Raw genomic sequence first — 26,926 nt, 5'->3', positions numbered from 1 at the left:
GGTGTTTTTAGGATAAGCCGCGTTCTTTACAGAACGCGGGGCTTATCGTTAAAAACGATAGATGCCTTTTAGGTAGTAATAACCACCATTGATACCCATCGGTGAGGTCTCATAAAATTGAGCGCCGAGGATTTCGCTAAAGTCGCTGGGTAAGCGTTCAGCATCGGTATCGAACACGTTTTGTGCACCAACGGCGACAGAAAACTTGTCGTTAAGGTGGTAAGCCACTTCAACATCGAAGGTCATTTTTTCCGAGCCTTGACCGACTAAACCTGGATCATCAGCATGTACGCCTTGGAAGCTACCGTAGTAGTTACCACGAACAAACATGTCAATATCTTGCCATTGTTGATTCCAGGTTAAGGTTGCACGATGATTCGGTAAATCATTTTCTAAGCGTGATACTTTGAAGGCACCAGTAACGGCAGTAAAGCGTTTTACTTCGGTGTCTGTCCAGTTATAAGCTAAGCTGAACGTAGAACGACCATCAAATAAACTGGTGCTGTAATTGGCAACCAGGTCTAAGCCGGTAGTAACGGTATCAAAGTCGTTGGTCAAGAAAGTGATTTGCGACAGCGATTCAACACCACGTACACCGGCCGCTTGCAAGGCAATACGGTCAGCTGCGGTAACATCAAACTCAGCTGATTGGCCAATACGATCGTCTACTTCAATGCGGAATAAATCAGCAGTGAAAAAGAAACTTGCGCCACTATAGACTAAACCCACAGCAAAGCTTTTTGATTCTTCTGGCGTTAATTCTTTACCACCTTTTAACAACGATACTGGGCTGGTAGGGGGTAATAAAGCGATATCCACTAGCTCGCCACCAATTAACGCAGTACGCACGTTACGCACGTTAGATTGTCCGACCGTTGGCGCACGGAAACCGGTGCTGTGTGAACCACGAACAGCCAAGTCATCCGTTAAACGATATTGACCGGTAATTTTATAGTTGGTGGTGTTGCCAAAGCTATCGTAATCTTCAAAACGTAATGCGGTTGCCATTAACAGCTTTTCAGTAATTTCAGCTTCAACATCAATGTAAGCGGCATAGTTGCGACGATCATTTAATCCAGCATCATCAGGCTGGAAACCCGGGAAGCCGTTTGAACCATTGGTTAATTGGCTAACATAAGGGCCAATTTCCCAAGAGGCCACTTCACCGGCGACGATTTCGAAGCTTTCCTCTGTCCATTGCAAGCCGCTGGCAACTACAACATCGTTGTAAAAACCGGCTTCAACATATTTTACAAAGTCAGCTGAAAAGTTTTTTTCCAGTTGGATGTATTTACCCGCATTAAAACTGGTTGGCGTATCTGGGCCAAGCGAAGCGTTAACGGTGTTGATGATTTTAAAGTTAGATTCACTGCGACCAACAGAGGCAGAGAAATCGTAAAAGACATTGGCTAGTACGCCTTCTTTAAATTCACCCTTGGTACCTGCGGTTAATGAGGTATCTGTAATATTACCACCAAAATTTGGAGTAAAACCGCCAGGGAACATTGAGAAGAAGGTAAAACAGTTACTCGGTAAAGCCGCAACTCTGGCCGTGATTTGATCGTGGTTGAGTTTGTTGTCACCGTCAAATAACGAGACATTGCTACAGTTACCTTGGCCAGTGGTATCAACGACTTCCAGCGTTTCACCGCCGTCGTTAGAGAATACACCACCGCGAGTGTGTGGGTTACGATAGTAGAAACCACCGGTAACATCACGTTCTGAATAGTTACCAAAAATGTAGGCTTCACGATCATTGCCTAAATCTAAACCGGCATTACCAAAGAAAGTGAAATCATCTTTCAGCTCTGGTGAACCCCAAACTTGGGCAATCGGTGCGACAAACGGGTTACCGGCATCGATTAAACCTTGGGCATCAGCGCGCTGAACACTGCGGCTCGTAGCATCAACGTTTTTGTATTGCATGCTTAGGTTAACAAAGCCTGCATCAGTTAAAGGCATACCAACGTTGGCAGCAATCTCAGTTGAATTACCATCACCTTCATAGTATTCACCTTGTTTCACTTCAATACTGCCGCCTTGATCGGCATCTTTTAGAACAAAGTTGATTACACCGGCGATGGCGTCAGAGCCATATTGCGCAGCCGCACCATCACGTAGCACTTCAACTTGTTTTAAGGCGATACCCGGAATAACAGAGATATCTGGGCCTTGAGCACCATCATTTAAGCCGCCGCCTAAAAAGGTAATAACAGAGGCACGATGACGGCGCTTACCATTTAACAGAATTAAAGTACTGTCAGAAGATAAACCCCGCAGGTTAACTGGCCGGATCAGCGTTGCTGCATCGCTAATGGGGGTTGTTTGCACATTTAATGATGGCACAGTGGATGTCAGCATATTAAGCATATCGCTGCTACCACTCTTCATTAATTCATCACCACCGATAATGTCCACAGGTACTGGAGAATCAGCAATTGAGCGTGGGGCAGACCGTGAACCGACGACCGCAATTTTTTCCACTTTGGTTTCTGCTTCGGCAGCAGCAGTGTCTTGTGCTAAGGTGTTGGTTGAATAAACGCTTAATGCTAAACCTGATGCTAGCGCGTATTTTACTGCCCGGCTGACCGGGTGATAGTAATTACTTTTTTTCATGATAAATTTCCTGGATAGTAATAATTGTGTCTGCTAACGCTGCATTTTGTTTTTTGCGTCTTCTTAACCATATTGAATAATGTTGCTGTTGTCTATCTTATTTATTGTGTCGCTTGTCGCAACTGATGCTTTTTTAAACATGTTATTGAGTCAAAAGGGGCTTAATTTGTCCAAATTATCTTCTGCTAACTTTTCTGCAACCGCGGTTGACATTCTGCCTTTAACGATTAAACACTTTGATCAAGTGACCCTACTGGCGAACGAGGTGCATGGTGCCGGTTATATGGATAACGAAAAACTCGCTGTTATGCAGCAGCAAGGGGTTTGCCAAGGCCTCAATGCCAGCTTTGTTGCGCTGGCCGCACAGCAGGTGCTCGGTTACCGCCTGAGCTTTGCTGCCGGACAATGGCAGCCTGACGAATGGTGTAGTTGCGAACGTTGGCCGGTACCTGTTTCGACGATGGCTTACTTTAAATCGGTAGCGGTAAGTCCAAAACTACAAGGTCAAGGTATAGGCCAACGCTTACTGCAGCAATCAAGCTTAGCGTTAAAACAGCAAGGTGCGCGTGCTGGCTTGGCTCATCTATGGCGAGAATCACCCCATAACAGTGCGGTACGTTACTTTAGTAAAGCGGGTGGTGAACTGCTTAAAATCCATGAAAACCGTTGGCAAGCGCTATCCTATCAGGGGTATGCCTGTCCTGTATGTGAAGGGATCTGTTGCTGTAGTGCGGCTGAAATGGTCATTGTGTTTAAGTAGCGCCTTCGTTTAAGTTATGCATTTAGGCTTTTAACTGCATTGCTTTTCATAAGCTTAGACAAATGGTAAGTAGCCTTTGGCGCTGACAATCTTTACAATTACCGAAAAATTATTTACTGAGTGAATTTCATGAGTTTTTGGCCTGAATTTTTAGTGATTGCCGCTGCCCATTTGCTGGCGGTTGCCAGTCCCGGCCCTGATTTTGCTATTGTGCTGCGTTATGCCGTGCGTTATGGTCGTAAAACCGCTGTTTATGCCAGTTTAGGCATTGGTGCCGCTATTTTATTGCACGTCTCATATTCTTTGATTGGTATTGGGGTACTAATCAAAACCACCCCCTGGTTATTTCAATTAATGTCGCTTGCAGCCGCGTTGTATCTAATTTATTTAGGGCAGGGCGCTATTCGCGCGCAAGCCCCTAAATTAGGCGCCACTGCTGATGTCACTGCGGGTAATGAACAGCTACCTAGTGCTAAAAAAGCCTTTAGCACCGGTTTTATTACCAATGGCCTTAACCCTAAAGCCACGTTATTTTTCTTATCGTTATTTGCCGTGGTAATTTCTGCACAAACGCCATTGTTATTTAAAGCAATTTACGGCATTTACATGGCCGCGATGACCGCGGTGTGGTTTTGCATGCTCTCTTATTTACTGACCCAACAGCGTATTCGGCATTTTTTACTGTCTAAAGGATTTTGGTTTGACCGCCTGATGGGTGTGTTATTGTTGTTATTAGCAGGTCATTTGTTAATTAGCAGTTTTAGCTAAGACCTGCTTGGTGAGTGCGTGTATTGTCGATATAATGTGTGCTGTTTTTAATTGCACTGGATTTACGATCCAGCCGAGCAAGAGGATAGATAATGTTTGTTGTTGCTGCTTTATATAAGTTTGTTGATTTACCCGATTTCGAAGACCTGCGTGAACCTTTATATAATCAAATGGTTATGCATAAAGTCAAAGGCACCTTATTGCTGGCGGCGGAAGGCATTAATGGCACAATTTCTGGTCCGCGGCAGGGTATTGATGCGGTTAAAACTTGGTTAGAAAGTGACGAGCGCTTTGTTGGCATGAGTTACAAAGAGTCATTGGCGCAAGAACAAGCGTTTTACCGTACCAAGGTAAAATTAAAGAATGAAATCGTCACCATGGGTGTGCCTGGTATTGATCCTAAGCATATTGTGGGTACCTATGTAAAAGGCGAAGAATGGAACCAATTAATCAGCGATCCTGAGACTATCGTTATTGATACGCGCAATGATTATGAGGTGGCCATTGGTACCTTTGAAAATGCCATTAACCCCAACACTACAAATTTTCGTGAGTTCCCACAATGGGCTGCCGAGAACTTGGATAAAACCAAACACAAAAAAGTGGCTATGTTTTGTACTGGCGGTATTCGCTGTGAAAAATCCACGGCGTTTTTAAAAGAGCAGGGCTTTGCTGAGGTCTATCATCTTGATGGCGGTATTTTAAAGTATCTTGAAGAAATGCCTGAGCAACAAAGCAAATGGCAAGGCGAGTGTTTTGTTTTTGATCAGCGTGTCGCCGTAAAACACGGCCTTGCTCAAGGCAGTTATGATCAATGTTATGCTTGTCGGATGCCTTTGTCGGCTGTTGAAATGGCTTCAGAACATTATGCAAAAGGCCTTAGCTGCCCGCATTGTTATCAAAAGACCACTGACGAGCAAAAAGCCGCTTTTGCCGAGCGGCAACGTCAAGTTGAATTGGCTAAGTTACGCGGCGAAAAACACATCCGCGATGGTAAATTTGAATAAACGGTCATAGCCTCATTTTACTAACAACAAGCCAGCGTCTAGCTGGCTTGCTTGTTTTAGCTGTTCCACTGCCAATCCTGCCTATTAAATCGAATGAATATTACTGATTAATGCAATTTAACTTTAATTAAATTGATATATGATGACCTTGCACAGGAGATAAACATGCTTAAAAACAGTCAACACCATTATGGATTAATCAGTGTTTTACTGCATTGGCTAATGGCCTTTATGGTTACTGGTTTATTTAGTCTGGGTGTCTGGATGGTCGATTTAACGTACTACAGCAAATGGTACCGTATCGCCCCTGATTGGCATAAAAGTGTTGGGATGTTATTGGCTGTGTTGTGGTGTATTCGTTTGTTATGGCGCTTGTTCAGCCAACAACCCAAAAGCATCGCCAGCCACCGAGCTTGGCAGAGATTGCTCTCTAGCGTAGTGCAAGCTTATTTGTATTTGGCGATGGCATTGATGGTGTTGAGCGGTTATCTGATCTCTACTGAAGATGGCCGTGCTATCTCCGTATTTGGTTGGTTTGACGTGCCGTCACTTGGGGCATTGTTTAACCATCAAGCCGATATTGCGGGTTTAGTTCATGAATATGTCGCCTACAGCCTAATTGCCTTTGCTTCAATTCATGGCTTAGCGGCTTTAAAACATCACGTTATTGATAAAGATCAGACGTTAAGTCGCATGCTCGGCCGTAAACTTTAATCTTGGAGAATATGATGAAGAAATTATTATTGGCTGCAACGCTGGCTACATTGTCGGCTTTACCGGTTCATGCCGCTGATTATGTTATTGATACGCAAGGTGCCCATGCCTTTGTGCAATTTAAGATAAGTCATCTTGGCTACAGTTGGCTGTATGGGCGCTTTAATACCTTTGCCGGTGACTTTAGTTACGATGCTGCAGATCTCACCGCCTCTAAGATCCAGTTATCAATTGATACCAACAGTATTGACTCTAACCATGCAGAGCGCGACAAGCATTTGCGTGGTAGCGATTTTTTAAATGTCGCTAAACATCCCAAGGCGACATTTGTGAGTACTAAGGTTGTTGCCAAAGCTGGCGATAACTTTGATTTACACGGTAAGCTCACTTTAAATGGTGTGACAAAAGACGTGGTCATTGCGGCTGAGAAAATCGGTGAAGGCCAAGATCCGTGGGGCGGTTATCGCGCAGGTTTCGCGGGCACCACTTCTTTTGCTTTAAAAGATTTTGGGATTAATTACGATTTAGGCCCAGCATCTAACACTGTCTTTATGGAATTGAGCGTTGAAGGCATAAAGCAGTAAGGGACGGATAAAAAAGGCGACGCTGCTAGATGCCAGGTCGCCTTTATTTTTTAGTCGCTACTGACGCATTAGCTTATTGCTGTAATAAGCTTCCTAATTTAGAACGTGCATCTAAAAAGTCTTGCTCTTCAGTTAACACTTCTGCGATTTGCAGATACAAGCTACGTGCTTTGTCCTTGTTACCTTGCTGCAAATACAATTGTGCTAAGCGTAGTTTTGCACGGCTGACACGGCTTTGTTGGCTGCCTTGGTAATAAGCGAGATAACTTTCAAGTGCCTCAATACCTTGCTGCTGATACTGATTGGTAAATACCGCCAGTCGACCAATTTGAAAGCGACTGCTATATTGTTGTATCGGATCAGTTAAAAAGGGTAAGGCTTTTAAATAGGCTTCTTGCGCCGCTAAATAGGCATTTTGCTGGGCAAGTAAGGTTGCTTTGCGTAGTAACAAATCGGGTTGATTAATACTGATCTGCAGTTGCTGTTCCAGCATAGCTAAGGCTTCATTTAAGCGTGACTCATTCACCGCAATCATCACCTTGGCCAAAACCCCTTGTACCGCATTTAATTGCTGTAAACGGTTCGCTTGCTCAGCCGCTAATGATTTACTGCCGCCGACATTTGCTGGTGCGGTTTGGTAAAAAGTAATTAACGCTTGTTGTGCCGGATAGAAATGCGCATCGAGTTCAACCGCTTGTTGAAATAAAGCCAGGGCGTCAGTTGCGCGTTTTCTGGCTTGGAATAATGAACCGTCATTGGCTAAGGCCACTTTGTTTAGCGCCGCTTGGGTCAAAATGGCCACATCGTTTGGATAGGCAATAACTAACTCATTAAGCAGGGTGTTGGCTTCTTCACGTTGCTGCTGCTGGATCAGCGCTTTTGCTTTTAACAACTGTAAGGCGGCATTAGGTTCAACTTGCTGCAGTTGTTGCAATAATTGCGGATAGCGTGCTTGCTCAAACAGTTGTTGTAACTCAGTGGGTACAGTGCTGGTGGTAGGCAAACTTAACAGCAGGGAGAGCAAAACAGATTTCATGAATTAGCGGATCACCAAGAGAAACTAATGGGCTAATTTTGCGCGAAATAACAAAAAATAGCTATCCTATTTCGGAATTTCTATTTCAATGTTACTGGCAGGAACGCTACAACAAGGCAGGAATTCGCCACGACGAACATAGGCTAAAGGTTCTTGTAAATAGCGAACTTGGCCACTTATCAGCGTACAACGACAGGCTCCGCAAAATCCTTCACGGCACTGAAAGTTAAGGGTGTGTTGCTGTTTTTCCAGAAAATCGAGCAAATTGCGCTGGCCGCTATCGTACTGTAGCGGCGCTTGCGCATTAACGATCACTTCAGTCATTATGCTTAGAGATCAAAGTCGCCAAATGAGCCACTATCAACTTCATTATCAATTTGGCCAACCAAATAAGAGCTGATTTCTGACTCTTGAGGTGCAACTTGTACGTTATCAGATACTAACCAAGTATTGATCCACGGGATCGGATTTTGCGTGGTGCTAAAGCGCGCTTTTAAACCAACCGCTTGCATCCGGCTGTTGGTAATAAACTCCACATACTGACACAAGATGTCTTTGTTTAAGCCGATCATCGAGCCATCTTTAAATAGGTAAGCCGCCCAATCTTTTTCTTGCTCGGCAGCGCGCATAAAAATGGTATACGCTTCTTCTTCGCACTCTTTGGCGATCTCCGCCATTTCGGGGTCGTCATCACCGCTGGCCATAATATTCAGCATATGCTGTGTTCCGGTTAAATGCAGTGCTTCATCACGAGCAATTAAGCGGATAATTTTGGCGTTGCCTTCCATCAGCTCGCGTTCTGCAAAAGCAAAACTACATGCAAAGCTAACGTAAAAACGAATGGCTTCTAGTACGTTAACCGACATCAAACACAGATACAGCCGTTTTTTCAGTTCGCGCAGGGTGATACTGACCGTTTCACCATTGAGCACATGGGTACCGGCGCCATGGCGTTGATACAGGTTAATACCATCGATCAATTCATCGTAGTAACGTGAGACATCTTCAGCACGCTCTAAGATTTTCTGGTTCAACATAATGTCGTCGAACACTTTGTGCGGCTCAGACGAGATATTCCGCACGATATGCGTATAGCTGCGACTGTGGATGGTTTCGCTAAATGCCCAGGTTTCAATCCAGGTTTCAAGCTCTGGGATCGAAACGATAGGTAATAGCGCGATGTTAGGTGAGCGACCTTGCACGGAGTCCAGCAACGTTTGGTACTTTAAATTGCTTAAAAAGATATGTTTTTCATGTTCAGGTAACTGCTGAAAATCGATACGATCCTTGCTGACATCGATTTCTTCAGGCCGCCAGAAGAAGCTCAGTTGTTTTTCAATCAGCTTTTCAAAAATAGGATACTTTTGCTGGTCATACCGTGAAACATTGACAGAATTACCAAAGAACATCGGTTCTTTCATTTGGTCGTTCATGTTGCGGTTAAAAGTCGTATACGCCATGTTAGTTACTAATCCTGAGAAACAAAGTGATAAACATCATTGGGTTAAACAGCACCCTAAACGATTGTATTTATGGTGCTAGCCAAGCAGGCTAGCACCACACTGACTAAATTTTACAAGCACCGCCGGCACAACCATCATCTTCTTCTGCTGCGGCCGCTTTAATATCATCTTGTAAGTCTGCTGCACCATCACGAGTATTGTGGTAGTACATGGTTTTAACCCCAAGTTTGTAGGCGTTAAGCAGATCTTTCAGTAAGACTTTCATCGGTACTTTACCGCCAACAAACTTAGCGGGATCATAGTTGGTGTTCGCCGAAATGGTTTGGTCGATAAACTTCTGCATGATCGCGACTAAGGCTAAGTAACCATCGTTAGTCGGAATATCCCAAAGCAATTCGTACTGATCTTTTAAGCGTTCATATTCTGGAACAACTTGTTTTAAAATACCGTCTTTGCTGGCTTTCACACTGATATGGCCACGTGGTGGCTCGATACCATTGGTGGCGTTAGAGATCTGCGAAGAGGTCTCTGACGGCATTAAGGCCGATAAAGTAGAGTTACGTAAACCATATTGTTGAATATCTTTACGCAGCGTTTCCCAATCTAGATGTAAGGGTTCTTGGCAAACTTTATCTAAATCTTTTTTATAGGTATCAATTGGTAAAATACCTTGCGCATAAGTGGTCTCGTTAAACTTAGGACAAGGACCACGCTCTTGCGCTAGTTTCATTGACGCTTTTAATAGGTAAAATTGAATCGCTTCAAAGGTCCGGTGCGTTAAACCGTTAGCGGAACCGTCAGAGTATTTCACGCCATTTTTTGCCAGATAATAGGCATAGTTGATCACACCGACACCCAGAGTACGACGGGCAATCGATGCCGAGTAAGCCGCTGGGATAGGGTAGTCTTGATAATCTAACAAACTATCTAATGAACGTACGGCTAGGTCAGCCAACTCTTCTAATTCAGATAAATCAGTAATGGCCCCTAGGTTAAATGCAGATAAGGTGCACAGGGCAATTTCCCCATTAGGATCGTTTACATGCTCAAGTGGCTTAGTAGGTAAGGCAATTTCTAAACAGAGATTACTTTGACGCACTGGCGCAAGCTTAGGATTAAACGGGCTATGAGTATTACAGTGATCGACGTTCTGTAAGTAGATACGCCCGGTACTGGCACGCTCTTGCATGAACAAGGTGAATAGTTCAATGGCTTTAATCCGTTTTTTGCGAATTTTGCTGTCGGCTTCGTATTTCACATATAAAGCATCAAACTGCTCTTGATCTTCAAAGAAAGCGTCATACAAGCCTGGCACATCAGATGGGCTAAACAGGGTGATGTAGTCGTCTTTGATTAAACGGGTATACATTAAGCGGTTGAACTGCACACCGTAATCTAAATGACGCACGCGGTTTTCTTCTACACCACGGTTGTTTTTCAGAACAAGCAATGATTCTACTTCTAAATGCCAAAGCGGGTAGAATAAGGTTGCCGCGCCACCACGCACCCCCCCTTGTGAACAGCTTTTAACCGCGGTTTGAAAATGCTTATAAAACGGGATACAGCCAGTATGAAAGGCTTCACCATTACGAATAGCACTGCCTAAGGCGCGAATACGTCCGGCGTTAATACCGATACCCGCGCGCTGACTCACGTATTTGACGATAGCGCTTGAAGTTGCATTAATTGAGTCTAAGCTATCGCCACATTCAATTAACACGCATGAGCTAAATTGACGGGTTGGGGTACGCACACCAGACATGATGGGTGTGGGTAATGAAATTTTAAATAACGAAGTGGCGTCATAGAAACGGCGAATAAAATCCAAGCGTTGGCTCTTCGGATAATTCGCAAACAAGCAGGCCGCGACTAAAATATATAAAAACTGCGCACTTTCATAAATTTCACCGGTAACCCGGTTTTGCACCAGATATTTACCTTCTAATTGCTTCACCGCAGCATAACTGAAGTTCAAATCACGACCGTGATCAATAAAGCTATTCAGTTGATCTAATTCTGCTTCGCTGTAATCGGCCAGGATATGCGCATCATAACGTTTAGCTTCCACCATCTTAACCACATGCTTATAAAGATGAGGTGGCTCAAATTGACCGTAAGCTTTTTTACGCAGATGAAACACGGCTAAACGCGCCGCCATATATTGATAATCAGGGGTGTCTTTCGAAATTAAGTCAGCCGCTGCTTTAATAATGGTTTCATGAATGTCTGAAGATTTAATGCCATCATAAAACTGGATATGCGATTTCAATTCTACCTGTGATACCGACACGTTAGCTAAACCTTCGGCTGCCCAAGTGATAACTCGGTGGATTTTATCTAAATCGAGGGGTTCACGGCGGCCATCGCGCTTGGTCACAAAAAGAGTTTGAGTCATTGCTGAAGTATTCCGTTTCTTTTTAATCATAAAGGGATGCGTGTGCAAAACACGGCGATAAAATAAACCCATGTTGCTGCTGTATTACACAACATATGGGTGTATTTCTAAATTCGATCACAAGATAGAGTGGATTAATGATTTTTGCAAGAGAGGAAATGCGGCAAAATTTCGGAATGTTTAATCTAGTAAGTAGCTGCTAACCTGATAGTCAGTGTGCCGGGTATCACGCATTTTAGGCAAGTGTTTTATGCTAAAAATGCGTAAAAAAATCATTTGTTCTAATAAGCAGCGTTTTAAGTTTATCTAGTTATTAAGCCGCCTAGTTTAGGCGGCTAGCTGTCTTATGCGGGTTTGCGTGCCACCACAAAATAATTAACGTCTAATCCAGGGCCAATTTTAAAGCTGTTATAAACCGGATTAAAGTGTAAACCGGTCGCATCCACGACCTCTAAGCCGGCCGCTTCGATAAAGCGCATTAGTGTAGAGGGGCGAATAAATTTATCAAACTGATGCGTCCCTTTAGGCACGATCCGTAATAAATGCTCTGCACCTAAAATAGCCATTAAATAGGCTTTTGGCGTTTTATTAATCGTCGAAAAAATCAAAGTGGCGCCAGGCGCAGCTAAATCGGCACAGGCTTGAACCACTGAAGCGGGCTCAGGCACATGCTCTAACATTTCCATGCAAGTGACTAAATCAAACTTAGCGGGGTGCATTGCGGCAAACGCTTCGGCCGTGCTTTGTTGATAATCAATCGTCAGAGCGCTGTCTAAAGCATGCAAACGCGCCACATTTAAACTTTCGCTGGCCATATCAATTGCGGTGACGTTAGCACCGGCCCGTGCCATGCTTTCCGCTAAAATACCGCCGCCACAGCCCACATCAAGTGTTGTCGTTTCAAAAATGCCACCGACTTGATCGCAAATAAAGCCTAAACGCGTCGGGTTTAACAGATGTAAAGGCTTAAATTCACCTTCTGGATCCCACCAGCGGGCAGCGATATCATTGAATTTCGCGATCTCTGCGGGATCGACATTAGTATGCGTTGTCATAATGCTAACCTTGTTGTTTTTTGTCATTATAAGGCCTTGATCTGTTATGGCAAAGACAGCAATCTTTATACAAGGCATAAACAGGCATGGCAAGGCGCTGATTCTGTGGTAGAATCCCGCGTTGTCTCGCGCTGTAGAAGATCAAAAAAAGCGAGTTATCTATTTGATTTAAGGGAAAATAACGTTTTATGACAGATCTGGCCAAAGAAATAGTCCCGATTAATATCGAAGAAGAATTAAAAAATTCTTACCTCGATTACGCGATGAGCGTCATTGTAGGCCGCGCCTTACCCGATGTGCGGGACGGTTTGAAGCCAGTACACCGTCGTGTGTTATTCGCAATGAAGGAATTGGGCAACGATTGGAACAAAGCCTATAAAAAATCGGCGCGTGTTGTCGGCGATGTTATCGGTAAATATCACCCACACGGTGATAGTGCGGTATACGACACGATCGTCCGGATGGCTCAGCCATTCTCGTTACGTTATATGTTAGTAGATGGTCAGGGTAACTTTGGTTCCATCGACGGCGATTCTGCAGCGGCGATGCGTTACACCGAAGTTCGCATGGCGCGTATTGCACACGAATTGCTGGCTGACCTTGATAAAGAAACCGTAGACTTCGTGCCAAACTATGACGGCACCGAAATGATCCCTGCGGTTATGCCAACCAAAGTGCCTAATCTATTGATCAACGGCTCTTCGGGTATTGCTGTGGGTATGGCAACTAATATCCCGCCACACAACTTAACCGAAGTGATCGATGGCTGTTTAGCGTTAATTGCGAACCCAGATATCGAATTGCATGAATTAATGCAATATATCCCCGGTCCCGATTTCCCAACGTCTGCGATCATCAATGGCCGTAAGGGTATTGAAGAAGCTTACCGTACGGGTCGTGGAAAGGTGTATATCCGCGCGAAAACGTTTATCGAAACCGATGAAAAAACCGGTCGTGAAGCGATTATCGTGCACGAAATTCCTTACCAAGTGAACAAAGCCCGCTTAATTGAAAAAATTGCGGAATTAGTTAAAGAAAAACGTATTGAAGGCATATCGGCTTTACGTGACGAATCAGACAAAGACGGTATGCGTATCGTTATTGAATTGAAACGTGGCGAATCAAGCGACGTCATGTTAAACCAGCTGTATGCCAATACCCAAATGCAAACCGTGTTTGGTATCAATATGGTGGCCTTGGCCAACAATCAGCCGAAGTTACTGGGGCTGATCCCGATGCTGGAATACTTTATCCTGCATCGCCGTGAAGTGGTTACCCGTCGTACTGTTTATGACTTACGTAAAGCGCGTGATCGTGCCCATATCTTAGAAGGTTTAGCCATTGCACTGGCTAACATCGATGAAATTATTGAACTGATTAAAACCTCTGCCAGCCCAGCCGAAGCGAAAGCCGGTTTAGTTGAGCGCGGTTGGAAACTTGGTGGCGTAACGGCGATGTTAGAGCGCGCCGGTGAGGATGCCGCACGACCAGAGTGGTTAGAAGCACATTTTGGTATTCGTGATGGTTTTTACTTCTTAACGGAACAGCAAGCTCAAGCCATTCTTGATTTACGCTTACAAAAGCTGACCGGCCTGGAACATGAAAAGATCTTAGCTGAATATAAAGATCTGTTAGAACTGATTGCCGAGTTATTACATATTTTGGCCAGCCCTGAACGCTTAATGGAAGTGATTTGCGAAGAATTAGAAGCCATTAAAGCGCAGTATGGCGATGCTCGACGCACTGAGATCCAGGATAATATGCTGGATATCAATATCGAAGATTTGATCACCGAAGAAGATGTTGTGGTGACCTTATCACACCTTGGTTATGCCAAATATCAACCGTTAAGCGATTATGAAGCGCAGCGTCGTGGTGGTCGTGGTAAAGCGGCAACAACGGTTAAAGACGAAGATTTTGTTGATAAGCTGTTGGTCGCCAGTACCCATGATACGATTTTATGCTTCTCGAATCGTGGCCGGATGTATTGGATGAAAGTCTATCAATTACCACTGGCAAGCCGTACCGCGCGTGGTAAGCCGATTATCAACTTGTTACCACTGGAAGAAGGCGAGCGTATTAACGCCATTCTGCCAGTACGAGAATACGAAGAAGGCAAGTTTGTCTTTATGGCCACGGCTAACGGCACCGTGAAGAAAACGGCGTTAACCGATTATTCGCGTCCACGTGCCAACGGTATTATTGCGGTTAACCTAAACGAAGGCGATCACCTAATTGATGTCGCGATCACTGACGGTAGCAACGAAATCATGTTGTTCTCAGATGACGGTAAAGTGGTACGCTTTACTGAAGATCAAGTACGCGGCATGGGCCGAACGGCTACCGGTGTGCGCGGTATTCGTTTACGTGAAGGGGGCAGTGTTGTTTCACTGATTATCCCGAACGGCGATAACCCCATCTTAACAGTTACCGAGAACGGCTACGGTAAGCGAACAGCATTAAGCGAATACCCAGCGAAGAGCCGTGCCACACAAGGCGTGGTATCGATTAAAGTGTCTGAGCGTAACGGCTTGGTGGTGGGTGCTGTGCAAGTGTCAGAAAGCGATGAAATCATGATGATTTCAAACAAAGGCACCTTGGTACGTACTCGTGTGAAAGAAGTCTCTGAAGTCGGCCGTAACACGCAAGGTGTTATCTTGATCCGTACTCAAGAAGGTGAAAAAGTGGTTGGCGTGGAACGCATTGATGAGATCCAAGAGGATCAAATCTTAGCGGTAACCGAAGAAGGCGCAAGCCGTACGCCAGAAGTACAAGACAGCCAATTAGCACAAGATGCCAGTGGCGAAGAAGAGTAACCCCTAAAAACGAGCGCTTTGGCGCTCGTTTTGTTTTTAGAATAAAAAATAACCAAGGCCAGTTTGAAATTAACCAACAAAGAAGCGAGATATGACAATGACCACCTATAATTTTTGTGCTGGCCCAGCCATGTTACCTACAGCGGTGATGCAACAGGCACAGCAGGAATTTATTAACTGGCAAGGACAGGGTTGTTCGGTGATGGAATTGAGCCATCGCAGTAAAGTATTTATGCAACTGGCAGCACAAGCTGAGCAAGATCTCAGAGATCTGTTAGCCATTCCCGACAATTATAAAGTCTTATTTATGCACGGTGGCGGCCGTGGGCAGTTTTCAGCAGTGCCACTGAATTTATTGCACAGCGGCAAAACGGCTGAATATATCGTGTCAGGTGCTTGGTCACTAGCCGCAGTAGAAGAAGCGAAAAAGTTTGGCGCGGTTCGTGAGCACGATATTCGGCAAAAAACCGCTGCACAATTACGCAGTATGGTCGCCAGTAGTGACTGGCAGATACACGAAGATGCGGCTTACGTTCATTGCTGCCCCAATGAAACGGTGGATGGTTTAGAATTTACCGATTTACCGCAAACCCAGGTGCCGATTGTTGCAGATATGTCGTCGACCATTTTATCACGGCCCATTGATATTGCGCGTTATGGCGTTATTTATGCCGGCGCTCAGAAAAATATCGGCCCATCAGGTTTAACCCTGGTGATTGTGCGTGAAGATCTGTTACCTGCAAAAGATGCCGCCATTCCAGCGATCTTGGATTATCGCCTCGCTGCTGAAAATGACAGCATGTTTAATACACCACCCACCTACGCCTGGTATTTAGCGGGTTTAGTGTTCAAATGGCTAAAACAACAAGGTGGTTTAGCGGCCATGGCTCAACGTAATCAACGTAAAGCCGAAACACTGTATCGCTACATCGATGAAAGTGATTTTTATCGCAATGATGTTGACCCGGCCTATCGTTCTTGGATGAATGTACCGTTTTTCCTAGCTGATGAACAATTAAACGACAGCTTTGTAAAGCAAGCTGAGCAGCAAGGTTTATTGGCTTTAAAGGGCCATCGAATGGTGGGTGGGATGCGCGCCAGTTTATATAACGCTATGCCACAAGAAGGTGTTGAGGCTTTAGTGAGTTTTATGAAAGATTTTGCAAAGGTAAACGGATGAAGACGCTAACCTTAAACCCCATTGCTCATATCGCCGGTGAAGTGCATTTACCCGGTTCAAAAAGTATTTCTAACCGAGTGCTGCTGTTAGCAGCCTTAGCGAAAGGTACAACCGAAATCAGTAACTTACTCGACAGTGATGATGTTCGGCACATGCTTAGCGCGTTAACTGCTCTGGGTATTTCGTATCAATTATCTGCTTGTCGCACCCGTTGTACCTTAGTAGGCAATGGCGGCGTTTTTAACCAAGCTGAGCCTTTGTCTCTATTTTTAGGTAACGCTGGCACCGCAATGCGTCCGCTTACGGCGGTACTGGCTGCTTGCCAAGTAGATGTTACTTTAACCGGCGAGCCAAGAATGTACGAGCGACCCATTGGCCACTTGGTGGATGCATTGGTGCAGTGGCAAGCGGATATCGACTATTTAGGCGACGTTAATTATCCACCATTGCGTATTCGTGGTAAGCCATTGCAAGGGGGGCATTGCCTGATCGATGGCAGTGTCTCAAGTCAGTTTTTAACGGCAGTACTGATGGTCGCGCCTTTATTAGCCGGTGACAGTGTTATTGAGATCCAAGGTGAATTAGTCTCTAAACCCTACATTGATATTACCTTAGCGTTAATGTCTCGGTTTGGCATTGAAGTAGAAAACCAAGATTATAAGCGCTTTTTGGTTACGGGTAACCAGTGTTATCAGTCACCCGGCCAGTGGTTAGTTGAAGGTGATGCTTCATCGGCATCTTACTTTTTGGCCGCAGCGGCTATCAAAGGAGGCACCGTTAAGGTCACCGGAATTGGTAAACATGCTGTGCAAGGTGATATTCACTTTGCCGATGCGTTGGCTGAAATGGGCGCGATTGTTGATTGGGGTGACGATTACATATCAGTTACGCGTAACGAGTTGCGTGGCATTGACCGTGATTACAACGCTATTCCTGATGCAGCAATGACGATTGCCACCACTGCCTTGTTCGCCAAAGGCCCAACCGTAATCCGTAATGTTTATAATTGGCGGGTTAAAGAAACCGATCGCTTAACCGCGATGGCAACAGAATTGCGAAAAGTAGGCGCTGAGGTGGAAGAAGGCGAAGACTATTTAAAAATTATACCGCCAGCACAACTGCAACATGCCAGTATTGCGACCTATAATGATCACCGTGTGGCAATGTGTTTTTCGCTTGTGGCACTTAGTGATACGGCCGTTACAATAGAAGACCCGGATTGTACTGCAAAAACCTTTCCCAGCTACTTTACGGAATTCAATAAGCTAAGCCATTAAAACCCTTCACCTAACCTAAAAACGCGTAACCAAAATGATTGCGCGTTTTTGTTTTTATAAATTGCAGTTAAACCAGCAATCGTCATAAAAAGCTGTATAATAAACCGCGTTTTGAAACACCGAATTGACGTTTTAACTTAGGGGGTAGGATGCCACAATTAGCACCAGTCGTTACCATCGACGGACCAGGCGGTTCAGGTAAAGGAACCATTAGCCGTTTATTGGCGCAACACCTGGGATGGCAATTACTCGACAGCGGCGCTATATACCGCGTGTTAGCGTTAGCTGCCATGCACCATCAAATTAATCCAAGCGACGAGGCGGCACTGCAACCTTTAGCCGCGCATCTTGATGTGCAATTCAGTGGCGATGAACACGGTAACACGCGCGTGACGTTAGAAGGCGAAAATGTTAGCCAAACCATTCGAACTCAAGACGTTGCTGACATGGCTTCAAAAATTGCCTCACTGCCTACCGTACGTGAAGCATTGTTACGCCGGCAACGGGCTTTTGCTGAAGAGCCGGGCTTAGTGGCGGATGGTCGCGACATGGGAACCGTCGTTTTTCCACAAGCAGAAGTTAAAATATTTTTAACTGCAGACGCCGAAGAACGGGCGCAGCGTCGTTATTTAGAGTTGAAAGAAAAGGGCTTTGATGTTAACATCGGCGACCTTTTGAACGAAATCCAAGCTCGGGATGAGCGCGATATGAATCGTGCTACAGCGCCTTTAAAACCGGCAGCTGATGCCTACATGCTGGATTCGACCAATAAACCCATTGAACAGGTGCTGCAAGAGGTACTGCAGTTTGTTAACAGTAAGTTGTCGTTAACAAGCGTTTGAACCAGGCCAAGGCCGCATTTTGGACAGCCAGTAATAAGGATGTTATTGGTAAACTTAGCAACCCCACAACGCAAGATGCGACGTGGTGAACTTAACTGAAAAAGTGAATATGACTGAAAATTTTGCACTAATGTTTGAGGAAAGCCTCAAAACTATCGAAACTCGTCCTGGTGCCATCGTTAAAGGTACTGTTGTAGCGGTTCTGAAAGACGTTGTTATGGTTGACGCCGGTCTTAAATCAGAAGCAGCTATCCCGGTTGAACAGTTCAAGTCTTTGAGCGGTGAGATCGAGGTGAGTGTAGGTGACATCATCGACGTAGCATTAGACGCTATTGAAGATGGTTTCGGTGAAACCTTATTATCACGTGAAAAAGCTAAGCGCCATGAGGCCTGGGTTCGCCTGGAAAAAGCTTGCGATGATAAAGAAACGGTTATCGGTGTTATCACTGGTAAAGTTAAAGGTGGCTTCACAGTTGAAGTTGATGGTATCCGTGCGTTCCTGCCTGGTTCATTAGTTGACGTACGTCCAGTACGTGACACGCTGCACTTAGAAAACAAAGAGCTGGAATTCAAAGTTATCAAGCTTGATCAGAAGCGTAACAACGTCGTGGTTTCTCGTCGTGCTGTTATTGAATCTGAAAGCAGCCAAGAACGTGATCAGCTGTTAGAGAATTTAGAAGAAGGCATGGAAGTTAAAGGTATCGTTAAGAACCTGACTGACTACGGTGCATTCGTTGACTTAGGTGGCGTAGACGGCTTACTGCATATCACTGATATGGCATGGAAGCGCGTTAAACACCCAAGCGAAATCGTTAACGTTGGCGACGAGATTCCAGTAAAAGTACTGAAATTCGACCGCGAAAAGCAACGCGTTTCTTTAGGCCTGAAGCAAATGGGCGAAGATCCGTGGGCAGCTATCGCTTCACGTTACCCAGAAGGTGCTCGCATCACGGGTCGTGTAACTAACCTGACAGATTACGGCTGTTTCGTAGAAATCGAAGAAGGCGTAGAAGGCTTAGTTCACGTTTCAGAAATGGATTGGACCAACAAAAACATCCACCCATCTAAAGTGGTTAACTTAGGTGATTCAGTGGAAGTGATGGTTCTAGAAATTGACGAAGAACGTCGTCGTATTTCTTTAGGCTTGAAACAGTGTAAAGCTAACCCATGGGAAGAGTTCGCTAAGGGCTTCAACAAGGGTGATCGTGTAAGCGGTAAGATCAAGTCAATCACTGACTTCGGTATCTTTATCGGCTTAGACGGCGGTATCGATGGTCTGGTTCACTTATCAGACATCAGCTGGAACGCTACTGGCGAAGAAGCGGTTCGTGAATTCAAGAAAGGCGACGAAGTACACGCTGTTGTGTTACAAGTTGACCCAGAGCGCGAGCGTATTTCTTTAGGTATCAAACAACTGGATGAAGATCCGTTCAATGGTTACCTTGCTGATAACAAAAAAGGTGCTATCGTTAAAGGTGAAGTTACTGCCGTTGACGCGAAAGGCGCTACTGTTATGTTAGAAGGCGCTGTTGAAGGTTATGTTCGTGTATCTGATATTTCACGTGACCGTGTTGAAGATGCATCAACTGTATTGAAAGTTGGCGAAGAAATTGAAGCGCGTTTGATGGGTGTGGATCGTAAGAACCGCGTAATTAGCCTGTCTATCAAAGCGAAATTCGAAGCTGAAGAAAAAGAAGCTATGGACACTGTAAACAGCAAGCAACAACAAGAAGCTGATTTCGGTGGTAACGCTATGGCTGAAGCATTTAAAGCTGCTCAAAAGCAGGATTAATTGCTGATAAAGCAGGGGGCATTCGCCCCTTGCTTATTCTACTCGCAGGTTTGCCGGAGGGGCTATGACCAAGTCTGAATTGATTGAAAAGTTAGCTACTGATTTTCCCCATATTCAAGTCAAAGATGTAGAAGCGTCTGTGAAAGAGATTTTGGAACAGATGGCACAATCTTTAGCATCAAGTGAGCGTATTGAAATACGTGGCTTTGGTAGTTTCTCTTTGCATTATCGTGCTGCTCGTTTAGGCCGTAATCCAAAAACAGGCGACAAAGTAGAACTTGATGGCAAATACGTACCTCATTTCAAACCCGGTAAAGAGTTACGTGACCGCGTAAAAGACAACACGTAAGCGCTTTTTATTTCTTAAGCGGAGCTGAGTGTTGCGCAAAATATTATTTATTTTATTTATTGTAGCCGTAGTACTTTTTGGTTTTCTACTAGGCTCAACTAATCAGCAAACTGCCGAACTGAATTTGTTGGTTGTTAAGCTAACATTGCGAGTAATTGATATCGCAGTGATCTTTCTAGTTTTAGGCCTAATAATCGGACTGCTGTTAAGTTTGTTATTTGCGCTGCAACGAAAAACAAAACGTTGGCTAAATAAATCAACTGATAACACCTAATTCTTATGCCTGAGCTGCTATTTCTTTTGCTTCCCGTCGCCGTTGCTTACGGTTGGTTTATGGGACAAAATAGCCTCAAACACAAAGAGCTTAAGGGTAGGGCAAATATTACCCGAAACCTATCTTCGGGTTTAAATTTCCTCCTCACAGATCAAGAAGATAAAGCGATCGAGCAGTTGCTTGAACTTCTTGATATTGAAGCGGCAACCATCGACACCTACCTTGCATTAGCTAATTTATTCCGTCGCAAAGGTGATTGGGATAAGGCCATTCGTATTCACGAAAAACTGCACCAATTAAAACTGCCTAAAGTACAAGCGCAACACATTCAATTTGAGTTGGCTAAAGATTATTACTCTGCGGGTTTGTATGATCGGGCAGAGCATTTATTACTGCAGTTAGTTAACAGCGAAGCATTACGCGAAGCCTCGCTAAAGCAACTATTCAGTATTTTTATGGCGACGCATGAGTTAAGCAAAGCGGTTGCATTAACCACTGAAGTGGCCAATACCCAGTCTAAGTCGTTACGCATTGCGCTGGCTAATTTGCATACGGAAAGTTTAAAAGGGGCTGCGCTGGATCTGACTATCTTGGCGGAATTGGCCGAGCGTTATCCTCAGGCTATTCGTCCACGTTTTGAATTGGCAAAGTTAGCCTTAACTCAGCATGATGCGGCTACGGCTAAAGGTGCTTTGCTGAGCATTTTGAAACAAAAGCCACAATGGAGTGCGGATATTTTACCGCAATTAAGCCAATGCCATTTAGATGAAGATGAGTGGTATCAGTTGCTTACCTTGCTTGCAGATAAGCATCACAATACTAGCGCGCGTTTATTATTGTGCGATTGGTTAACTGAACATGGCTCAATTACCGCTGCAGAGCATTATGTGCTTGATAAATTACGGCAACAGCCGAACATTCGTTTATTTCAAAAATTGTTACAAATTCGGCAACAGCAATCTGCTCAAGCGGCAGAGGTACTCAGCTCAGTAGAAGAGCTGGTGAATGCTTATCTTGCCAGTAAAATTCTTTACAGCTGTCGCAGCTGTGGCTTTAAAACTCGTCAACCGTATTGGTTATGTCCTTCATGTCAGCAATGGGAAACGGTAGAGCCTATTGCTGGCGTAGATGGCCGTTAATTTTTTTCAAAGGATAATTCATGTCGTGCAAGTCTCCTGTCATTGTTGCTTTAGATTATGAAAAGCAAGCCGATGCTCTGGCGCTGGTCAGCCAACTTGATCCGTCATTATGTCGTTTAAAAGTCGGCAAAGAGATGTTTACTCATTTTGGGCCGCAATTTGTCAAAGCCTTACAACAACGTCACTTTGACGTTTTTCTTGATTTGAAATTTCATGATATTCCAAACACCGTAGCCAAAGCGGTGAGTGCAGCCGCGGATCTTGGTGTCTGGATGGTTAATGTGCATGCCAGTGGTGGTAGTCGTATGATGAAAGCAGCGCAAGAAGCTTTGCAACGCTTTGGAGACAACAGACCCAAATTAATTGCGGTCACGGTGTTAACCAGCATGGAACAACAAGATTTAACCGAACTGGGCATCACTTTAACACCGGCTGAGCAAGTGATGAAATTGGCAGGTTTAGCAGCACAATCGGGGTTAGATGGAGTAGTGTGCTCGGCACAAGAAGCCAGTATGTTAAAACAACAATTTGGAAGTGCGTTTCAGTTAGTGACACCCGGTATTCGTTTAGCCGATGCCGCAGCTGATGATCAACGCCGAGTCATGACACCGTCAGCAGCCAAAGCGGTTGGTGTGGATTACATGGTGATTGGTCGACCCATCACCAAAGCGGCAGATCCGTTAGCTGCATTACAGGCTATCATTGCAGAGCTGGCATAAGTATAGTCTGATTTCTTCGATATTTGGTGAGCTCTGTGAAATTGCCGCTGCATTTTCACAGAGCTAAAACACCGCCTCCCGCGTAAAACATCCTAAGCACTCAACGTAATATGTATATCTTAGCCATTAAGTAATGGGCAAAAAATGTCGAGTAGGGTGAGGCTAACGTTTAAAGCGAGAGGAGTTAACTATGCTGTTGGCGGTGAAACATTGTCAGCTTTGTCAGCGACAGACGTTACTGACCTTTCATCATCTTATTCCACGTAAAATGCATCGGCGTAGCCGTTTTAACAAAAAGTACAGCAAAGCAGAATTGCAGCAAGGTGTTTATTTGTGCCGATTGTGCCACAAAGCCATTCATAAACAATATGATGAAATCACTTTGGCGCAGCGTTTTAATACCTTAGAGTTATTACTTGCAGACGACGCTATACAGCGTCATTTACAGTGGGCAGCAAAACAAAAATAAGCCTTTAATATTTATACCTTTACCATTAATTTTCAGTGAGCAGTAACTGTAACTTCTTGATTTTAATAATTTATTTTATTGGTTAAATTGCAGATCATACAACTCAATCCGAAATGGTCCAGGGTTCTTATCTGCGAGCATTAAAGATACTTGCTGCACATCTTTAAAGTGAAGTTCTGGCATATTGGTTAAAGCTCGGCCGCGATAACGCCCTTGAAAATCAGCAAGATTAAAAGCATAGCGCTGTACATCAGCCGTTGTTTTAAACTCTGCAACATAAGCCACACCGCGAGGAATATAAGGTGTTTTTAAACGTAGTTGATAAGTTCTTCCATCAGCAACCGTGGCTAATACCACTTGCTGAAAACGTTGCTTGGGTAAGGCTTGCGCCAAATTAAATTCTATCGAGGCAAAACCGCCATTGTTTTCTAAAGATAAATCACCAACAAATAACACACCGTTATTTTCAGACATTAAGCGTGCATTTCCTTTAGAGCGACCACCCATAACGGTGTCATGGATTAACATCGCTTGATTGAAGTGTTGTTGATTATAAAATTGTAATGTTACTGGCTCTGACATAGCAGCGCTCGCAGATTGATTGTTTAAAGTGGTTTGCGCAAAAGCCTGACTAAAGACAAAAGCACATATCGCTAAAGAATAGTTAATACTGGTATTCCGCATAATAAAACACTCAAAGGTAAGATGCTTATCAATACGGTTTTATTAGTTAAATGGTGCAATATTGCATCAAAATGCTGTCAGCAGGTGCTTTTGCCTAACATAATCAATATAGCTCATAATGTATATTATGTTAAATTACTTATAGGTGTCTTTAAAGTTCATATCGATTTTGGGATGTTTCACAATAACTGGGATTTCCACTTTGAGTGATTAATGGTGCATAAAATTGGAAATAAAAATTTACGATTTTGGAATAATAGTAAATAAGAATTAACCTGGGGAATTTGTAGATATTCTGGATTAGTTGTACCGATTTTTAATTTAGTTAATCATTAGCTCTGTGTTTACTGAAATACTCGGTATTTTTGACACGTTTTCAAACTTGATTGCTACAGGTTTTGTTACCCTTCTCCTAGCCTTCGGCTTTGCGAATACTTGGCAAGAGGAATTTCAACTCTCTAGTAATGAGCAAGATTTATGGGGAGTCATACCAACGTTTAACATATGGGGGTTTTAGGAGCGCTTTTTCAACGAGTAAAACTCCCAACATAATGTTTTTGTTACACCTACTTTTTTTCGACACTGGTTTCCCACCCATCATACCTACCACCTAACTCTCGTGCTTTTTTGCCTAATTTAATCGTATGGTTGGTAATATCCACAAGATGCATAGCTCCAACATGAGTAAATTTTGTATAGCAATCAGAGCTGTCTTCGTCTTTACCTGTAAAGTGTAATTCATAATTTTCTGACTTTACCCATGCAGCAAATTGATTGTATGAAGAGTCACTTGGGAAATATGCCCAGTGCATAACTTCCCTCTCTTTATCTTTAAGATCGCCGTTTTCAGACAGTGAATCCAAAACTTTCAAATCCTGAATTACCTGCCAGTCGTCATCTGTTGGATAAAGCTGCTCCCAATAGAATTTTTTGTTAGTATCTTTTTCGTGCACGTATTGCATTTGGTAAGAAGTTTTGGCTGTTACTTCATCAATTATTTCTGATGCCTGCTTTTCTTCAATGTTTAGATAAAAATAAAAGAAACGATGACCATCAACGGTTACGCGCCCAACATAAACACCGCCAACCTCAGAAAATTTTTCATCTAACATTTCATCAATTTTAGATAATTGAGGATACTCCTCATTTGTTGGCATACCTGTTTCTGTGGGGTTTTTAAGCGTGAGCCTGATTCTTAAAACGTTGTGACGAGGGTCTGATTCTGCAACCTCTCCGTAACCGTGATTGTAGGATATCCAAGCTCGGTCCTCGCCCATCGTGGCAGGGAATGTATACCAAATATCTAGCACGATCTCTCCTTGTAGGTGTAACGCCCGACTTACCGAGCAAATTTTTGATGGCGGCTTTTTTGCCACGCAAAAAAGGTGACAGCGGAAATTTGTCCGGTGGAGCCGCTTGTTAAGCCTTTATTGCAACAACGAACGTAATAATGGTGCACGATAATCATTGTCTTTCTCGTTGAACTCTAGCTCTTTTGCAACAGTATCAATGTTTATAAAAACCTCAGAGTAAAGATCTTCCTCACCGTCGGGATTAAAAAAGAATTTCATTTTGCATGGCAATTCATCAATCTCTTCGGGATTACAGGCAAGCCCAACAACTTGGGCATATACCTTTTCCGAGACAGATACATTGTTTATAGTTTCGCCGTATAAAGTAGCCAGTGACTTTATGAAATTTTCAGATTCAGAACCAGTGCTTCTGAAGAATGCCTCCCCCCAATAGAAGGCATCGTCAATGCCTTCCACCGCTTGCGGGTTCCAAGAGGGCAAAAGCTCTATTGCAAACCCAACCTTATCGCCCTTCAGGTTGCCTTTTACGACAACCTGATATGAGCCAGATTCGAGTTTTTTTGAATTTGAGATCGTAAAGGTAAGATCAACAAAACCATCTTCCTCGCCGACAATTACTTCTGGATAGTCTTTAGCGGAAGAGAAAACACTCCAAATCATTATTAGAATTCCTAAAAGGTATTTCATGTGTACGCCTAGAGGCTTAACGCCCAAAGCAGGGGATTTTATGAGCGTTTTTCAGCGAGTAAAATTCCCGCTGGCTTGGTTTGTTATATGCCATTAATCACCTGAGGAACCACCTGCAATCCCATCTCTTGGGCCTTCACCAAAGTTTTTGTGCTTTTTAGTCGGAGCATCCTGACTGCGGTGAAATAAACATAACCCAATAGCAGCGAAAAATGGGATTAACCAAACAATAAATATCTGAGCACCTTTTTGAAAGGTTTCCAAATCATCACGACGCGCCAGAAATATAGAAACAACTATATTGAGTAGAATCGCAATACCTACGACTAAGTACCAAATTTCAAATTCCATTTAAAAGCTCCCGTGGCATATAACGCCCAAATTTACCGCGGAAAGCCGCGCAGCGGGTTGACGTCGCAGCCAGCGCTTTTTGCTGGCGATAATATTTGTTTGTTAGGGCAATTTAAATTTTGCACGCTGCATAGGCCTCAGCATGATTAACTGACTTTTGAGTAGTGAAGTCTAATTGTATCGTTGTTAGAACTTGCTGCTTTTGAGTATTGCTAGCAGCGGGTGTCCACTGCCATTTTCTCAATGCTTCATAGGCCTTTTTGTTGAAGGTTGAACCAGGGAAACTTTTAATTACCGTCAAGTTTTGAGGCTTACCGTCACCATCAATTAAAAGCGTAAATTCCACGCAACCCGATATACCATTTTTGCCAGCCGCCAGCGGATATTCTGGAGCAACTTTACGCTCAACTACCCAATACTTTTCAACGGCTTCTTTGTTACCAACTAAAACTAGAGATTCCGATACAACTGTTTGATTTACTGTTGAACAGGCACTTAGCGCAAAGAGCGCCGAAACTGCTAATAGTTTTGATTTGTTCACTGAACTTCCTTATTGCCCTAACGCAAAGCACATGGGTGACGACCGCATCGCGGTTGGCATCCCAGCGACCGAAGGGAGCGAATGGTGCGCCTTGT

The 26,926-nt window shown here is 44.0% G+C and carries 24 protein-coding genes and 1 pseudogene; 14 read left to right on the top strand and 11 right to left on the bottom strand.

Features of this window, described 5'->3' with window-relative positions; all coding sequences use genetic code 11:
• Positions 1-48 precede the first annotated feature (48 nt).
• Positions 49-2,616 (bottom strand): TonB-dependent siderophore receptor, encoded by a 2,568-nt coding sequence (locus tag ORJ01_RS14750; RefSeq protein WP_306178683.1) that lies wholly within the window; start codon positions 2,614-2,616, stop codon positions 49-51.
• Positions 2,617-2,782: 166 nt separating this feature from the next.
• Here ORJ01_RS14750 and ORJ01_RS14745 point away from each other — a divergent pair, with 166 nt between their 5' ends.
• The 5 genes from ORJ01_RS14745 to ORJ01_RS14725 all read left to right on the top strand — a co-directional run bounded on the left by ORJ01_RS14745 (position 2,783) and on the right by ORJ01_RS14725 (position 6,449).
• Positions 2,783-3,376, top strand: coding sequence for a GNAT family N-acetyltransferase (locus tag ORJ01_RS14745; RefSeq protein WP_226751608.1), 594 nt, complete (start codon positions 2,783-2,785; stop codon positions 3,374-3,376).
• A 129-nt stretch (positions 3,377-3,505) separates the two neighbouring features.
• Complete coding sequence (locus ORJ01_RS14740; protein WP_306178681.1) at positions 3,506-4,144, top strand: LysE family translocator; 639 nt, start codon at positions 3,506-3,508, stop codon at positions 4,142-4,144.
• A 92-nt stretch (positions 4,145-4,236) separates the two neighbouring features.
• Entirely contained in the window at positions 4,237-5,151 is a 915-nt protein-coding gene (locus ORJ01_RS14735) for a rhodanese-related sulfurtransferase (protein WP_306178679.1), read from the top strand.
• Positions 5,152-5,316: 165 nt separating this feature from the next.
• Complete coding sequence (locus ORJ01_RS14730; RefSeq protein WP_306178678.1) at positions 5,317-5,865, top strand: cytochrome b; 549 nt, start codon at positions 5,317-5,319, stop codon at positions 5,863-5,865.
• A gap of 14 nt (positions 5,866-5,879) precedes the next feature.
• Positions 5,880-6,449, top strand: coding sequence for a YceI family protein (locus ORJ01_RS14725; RefSeq protein WP_306178750.1), 570 nt, complete (start codon positions 5,880-5,882; stop codon positions 6,447-6,449).
• Positions 6,450-6,522: 73 nt separating this feature from the next.
• On the opposite strand, the gene ORJ01_RS14720 is transcribed toward ORJ01_RS14725, so the two are convergent.
• From ORJ01_RS14720 to ubiG, 5 genes are all read right to left on the bottom strand, one after another.
• Entirely contained in the window at positions 6,523-7,485 is a 963-nt protein-coding gene (locus ORJ01_RS14720; RefSeq protein WP_306178677.1) for a hypothetical protein, read from the bottom strand.
• A 66-nt stretch (positions 7,486-7,551) separates the two neighbouring features.
• Positions 7,552-7,809 (bottom strand): class I ribonucleotide reductase maintenance protein YfaE, encoded by a 258-nt coding sequence (yfaE, locus tag ORJ01_RS14715; protein WP_226751602.1) that lies wholly within the window; start codon positions 7,807-7,809, stop codon positions 7,552-7,554.
• 5 nt (positions 7,810-7,814) lie between these two features.
• Positions 7,815-8,945 carry a class Ia ribonucleoside-diphosphate reductase subunit beta gene (gene nrdB / locus ORJ01_RS14710; protein ID WP_226751601.1) on the bottom strand — a complete coding sequence of 377 codons (1,131 nt, stop codon included), beginning with the start codon at positions 8,943-8,945 and terminating at the stop codon, positions 7,815-7,817.
• Between the two features lie 106 nt (positions 8,946-9,051).
• Positions 9,052-11,343: a class 1a ribonucleoside-diphosphate reductase subunit alpha gene (gene nrdA, locus ORJ01_RS14705; protein ID WP_226751600.1), complete on the bottom strand. Its 2,292-nt coding sequence runs from the start codon at positions 11,341-11,343 to the stop codon at positions 9,052-9,054.
• A gap of 344 nt (positions 11,344-11,687) precedes the next feature.
• A complete protein-coding gene (ubiG, locus tag ORJ01_RS14700) occupies positions 11,688-12,398 on the bottom strand; it encodes a bifunctional 2-polyprenyl-6-hydroxyphenol methylase/3-demethylubiquinol 3-O-methyltransferase UbiG (protein WP_226751599.1) in 711 nt (236 codons plus the stop codon).
• A 188-nt stretch (positions 12,399-12,586) separates the two neighbouring features.
• Here ubiG and gyrA point away from each other — a divergent pair, with 188 nt between their 5' ends.
• The 9 genes and pseudogenes from gyrA to ORJ01_RS14655 all read left to right on the top strand — a co-directional run bounded on the left by gyrA (position 12,587) and on the right by ORJ01_RS14655 (position 23,255).
• Positions 12,587-15,214, top strand: a complete 2,628-nt coding sequence (gene gyrA / locus ORJ01_RS14695) for a DNA gyrase subunit A (RefSeq protein WP_306178676.1) — start codon at positions 12,587-12,589, stop codon at positions 15,212-15,214.
• 97 nt (positions 15,215-15,311) lie between these two features.
• Complete coding sequence (gene serC / locus ORJ01_RS14690; RefSeq protein ID WP_226751686.1) at positions 15,312-16,394, top strand: 3-phosphoserine/phosphohydroxythreonine transaminase; 1,083 nt, start codon at positions 15,312-15,314, stop codon at positions 16,392-16,394.
• Positions 16,391-17,671, top strand: a complete 1,281-nt coding sequence (gene aroA, locus ORJ01_RS14685) for a 3-phosphoshikimate 1-carboxyvinyltransferase (protein ID WP_226751597.1) — start codon at positions 16,391-16,393, stop codon at positions 17,669-17,671. The genes serC and aroA overlap by 4 nt, the downstream gene beginning before the upstream one ends.
• A 149-nt stretch (positions 17,672-17,820) precedes the next feature.
• A complete protein-coding gene (gene cmk / locus ORJ01_RS14680) occupies positions 17,821-18,513 on the top strand; it encodes a (d)CMP kinase (RefSeq protein ID WP_306178675.1) in 693 nt (230 codons plus the stop codon).
• Between the two features lie 109 nt (positions 18,514-18,622).
• Positions 18,623-20,305, top strand: a complete 1,683-nt coding sequence (gene rpsA, locus ORJ01_RS14675; RefSeq protein WP_226751685.1) for a 30S ribosomal protein S1 — start codon at positions 18,623-18,625, stop codon at positions 20,303-20,305.
• Positions 20,306-20,360: 55 nt separating this feature from the next.
• Positions 20,361-20,654: pseudogene (gene ihfB / locus ORJ01_RS14670) on the top strand (integration host factor subunit beta); the annotation flags it as partial.
• 333 nt (positions 20,655-20,987) lie between these two features.
• Entirely contained in the window at positions 20,988-22,067 is a 1,080-nt protein-coding gene (locus tag ORJ01_RS14665; RefSeq protein ID WP_306178674.1) for an N-acetylglucosaminyl transferase, read from the top strand.
• Positions 22,068-22,087: 20 nt separating this feature from the next.
• Positions 22,088-22,786 (top strand): orotidine-5'-phosphate decarboxylase, encoded by a 699-nt coding sequence (gene pyrF, locus ORJ01_RS14660; protein ID WP_306178673.1) that lies wholly within the window; start codon positions 22,088-22,090, stop codon positions 22,784-22,786.
• Between the two features lie 190 nt (positions 22,787-22,976).
• Positions 22,977-23,255, top strand: a complete 279-nt coding sequence (locus tag ORJ01_RS14655) for an HNH endonuclease (RefSeq protein ID WP_306178672.1) — start codon at positions 22,977-22,979, stop codon at positions 23,253-23,255.
• Between the two features lie 75 nt (positions 23,256-23,330).
• Here the strand turns inward: ORJ01_RS14655 and ORJ01_RS14650 are convergent, their stop codons facing one another.
• From ORJ01_RS14650 to ORJ01_RS14630, 5 genes are all read right to left on the bottom strand, one after another.
• The gene (locus tag ORJ01_RS14650) at positions 23,331-23,837 is read right to left on the bottom strand and encodes a CIA30 family protein (RefSeq protein ID WP_306178671.1); all 507 of its coding nucleotides are present in this window, start codon (positions 23,835-23,837) and stop codon (positions 23,331-23,333) included.
• 668 nt (positions 23,838-24,505) lie between these two features.
• The gene (locus tag ORJ01_RS14645; protein WP_306178669.1) at positions 24,506-25,249 is read right to left on the bottom strand and encodes a DUF695 domain-containing protein; all 744 of its coding nucleotides are present in this window, start codon (positions 25,247-25,249) and stop codon (positions 24,506-24,508) included.
• A 117-nt stretch (positions 25,250-25,366) separates the two neighbouring features.
• Complete coding sequence (locus tag ORJ01_RS14640) at positions 25,367-25,939, bottom strand: hypothetical protein (RefSeq protein WP_306178667.1); 573 nt, start codon at positions 25,937-25,939, stop codon at positions 25,367-25,369.
• 93 nt (positions 25,940-26,032) lie between these two features.
• Complete coding sequence (locus tag ORJ01_RS14635) at positions 26,033-26,290, bottom strand: hypothetical protein (protein ID WP_306178666.1); 258 nt, start codon at positions 26,288-26,290, stop codon at positions 26,033-26,035.
• 112 nt (positions 26,291-26,402) lie between these two features.
• Positions 26,403-26,831 (bottom strand): energy transducer TonB, encoded by a 429-nt coding sequence (locus tag ORJ01_RS14630; protein ID WP_306178665.1) that lies wholly within the window; start codon positions 26,829-26,831, stop codon positions 26,403-26,405.
• Between the last annotated feature and the right edge of the window lie 95 nt (positions 26,832-26,926).

This window comes from Alishewanella sp. SMS8 (assembly GCF_030737935.1).
Classification (GTDB): Bacteria; Pseudomonadota; Gammaproteobacteria; order Enterobacterales; family Alteromonadaceae; genus Alishewanella; species Alishewanella maricola.
The sequence above is the reverse complement of the archived record's forward strand: the minus strand, read 5'-3'. Positions and strand labels throughout refer to the sequence as shown.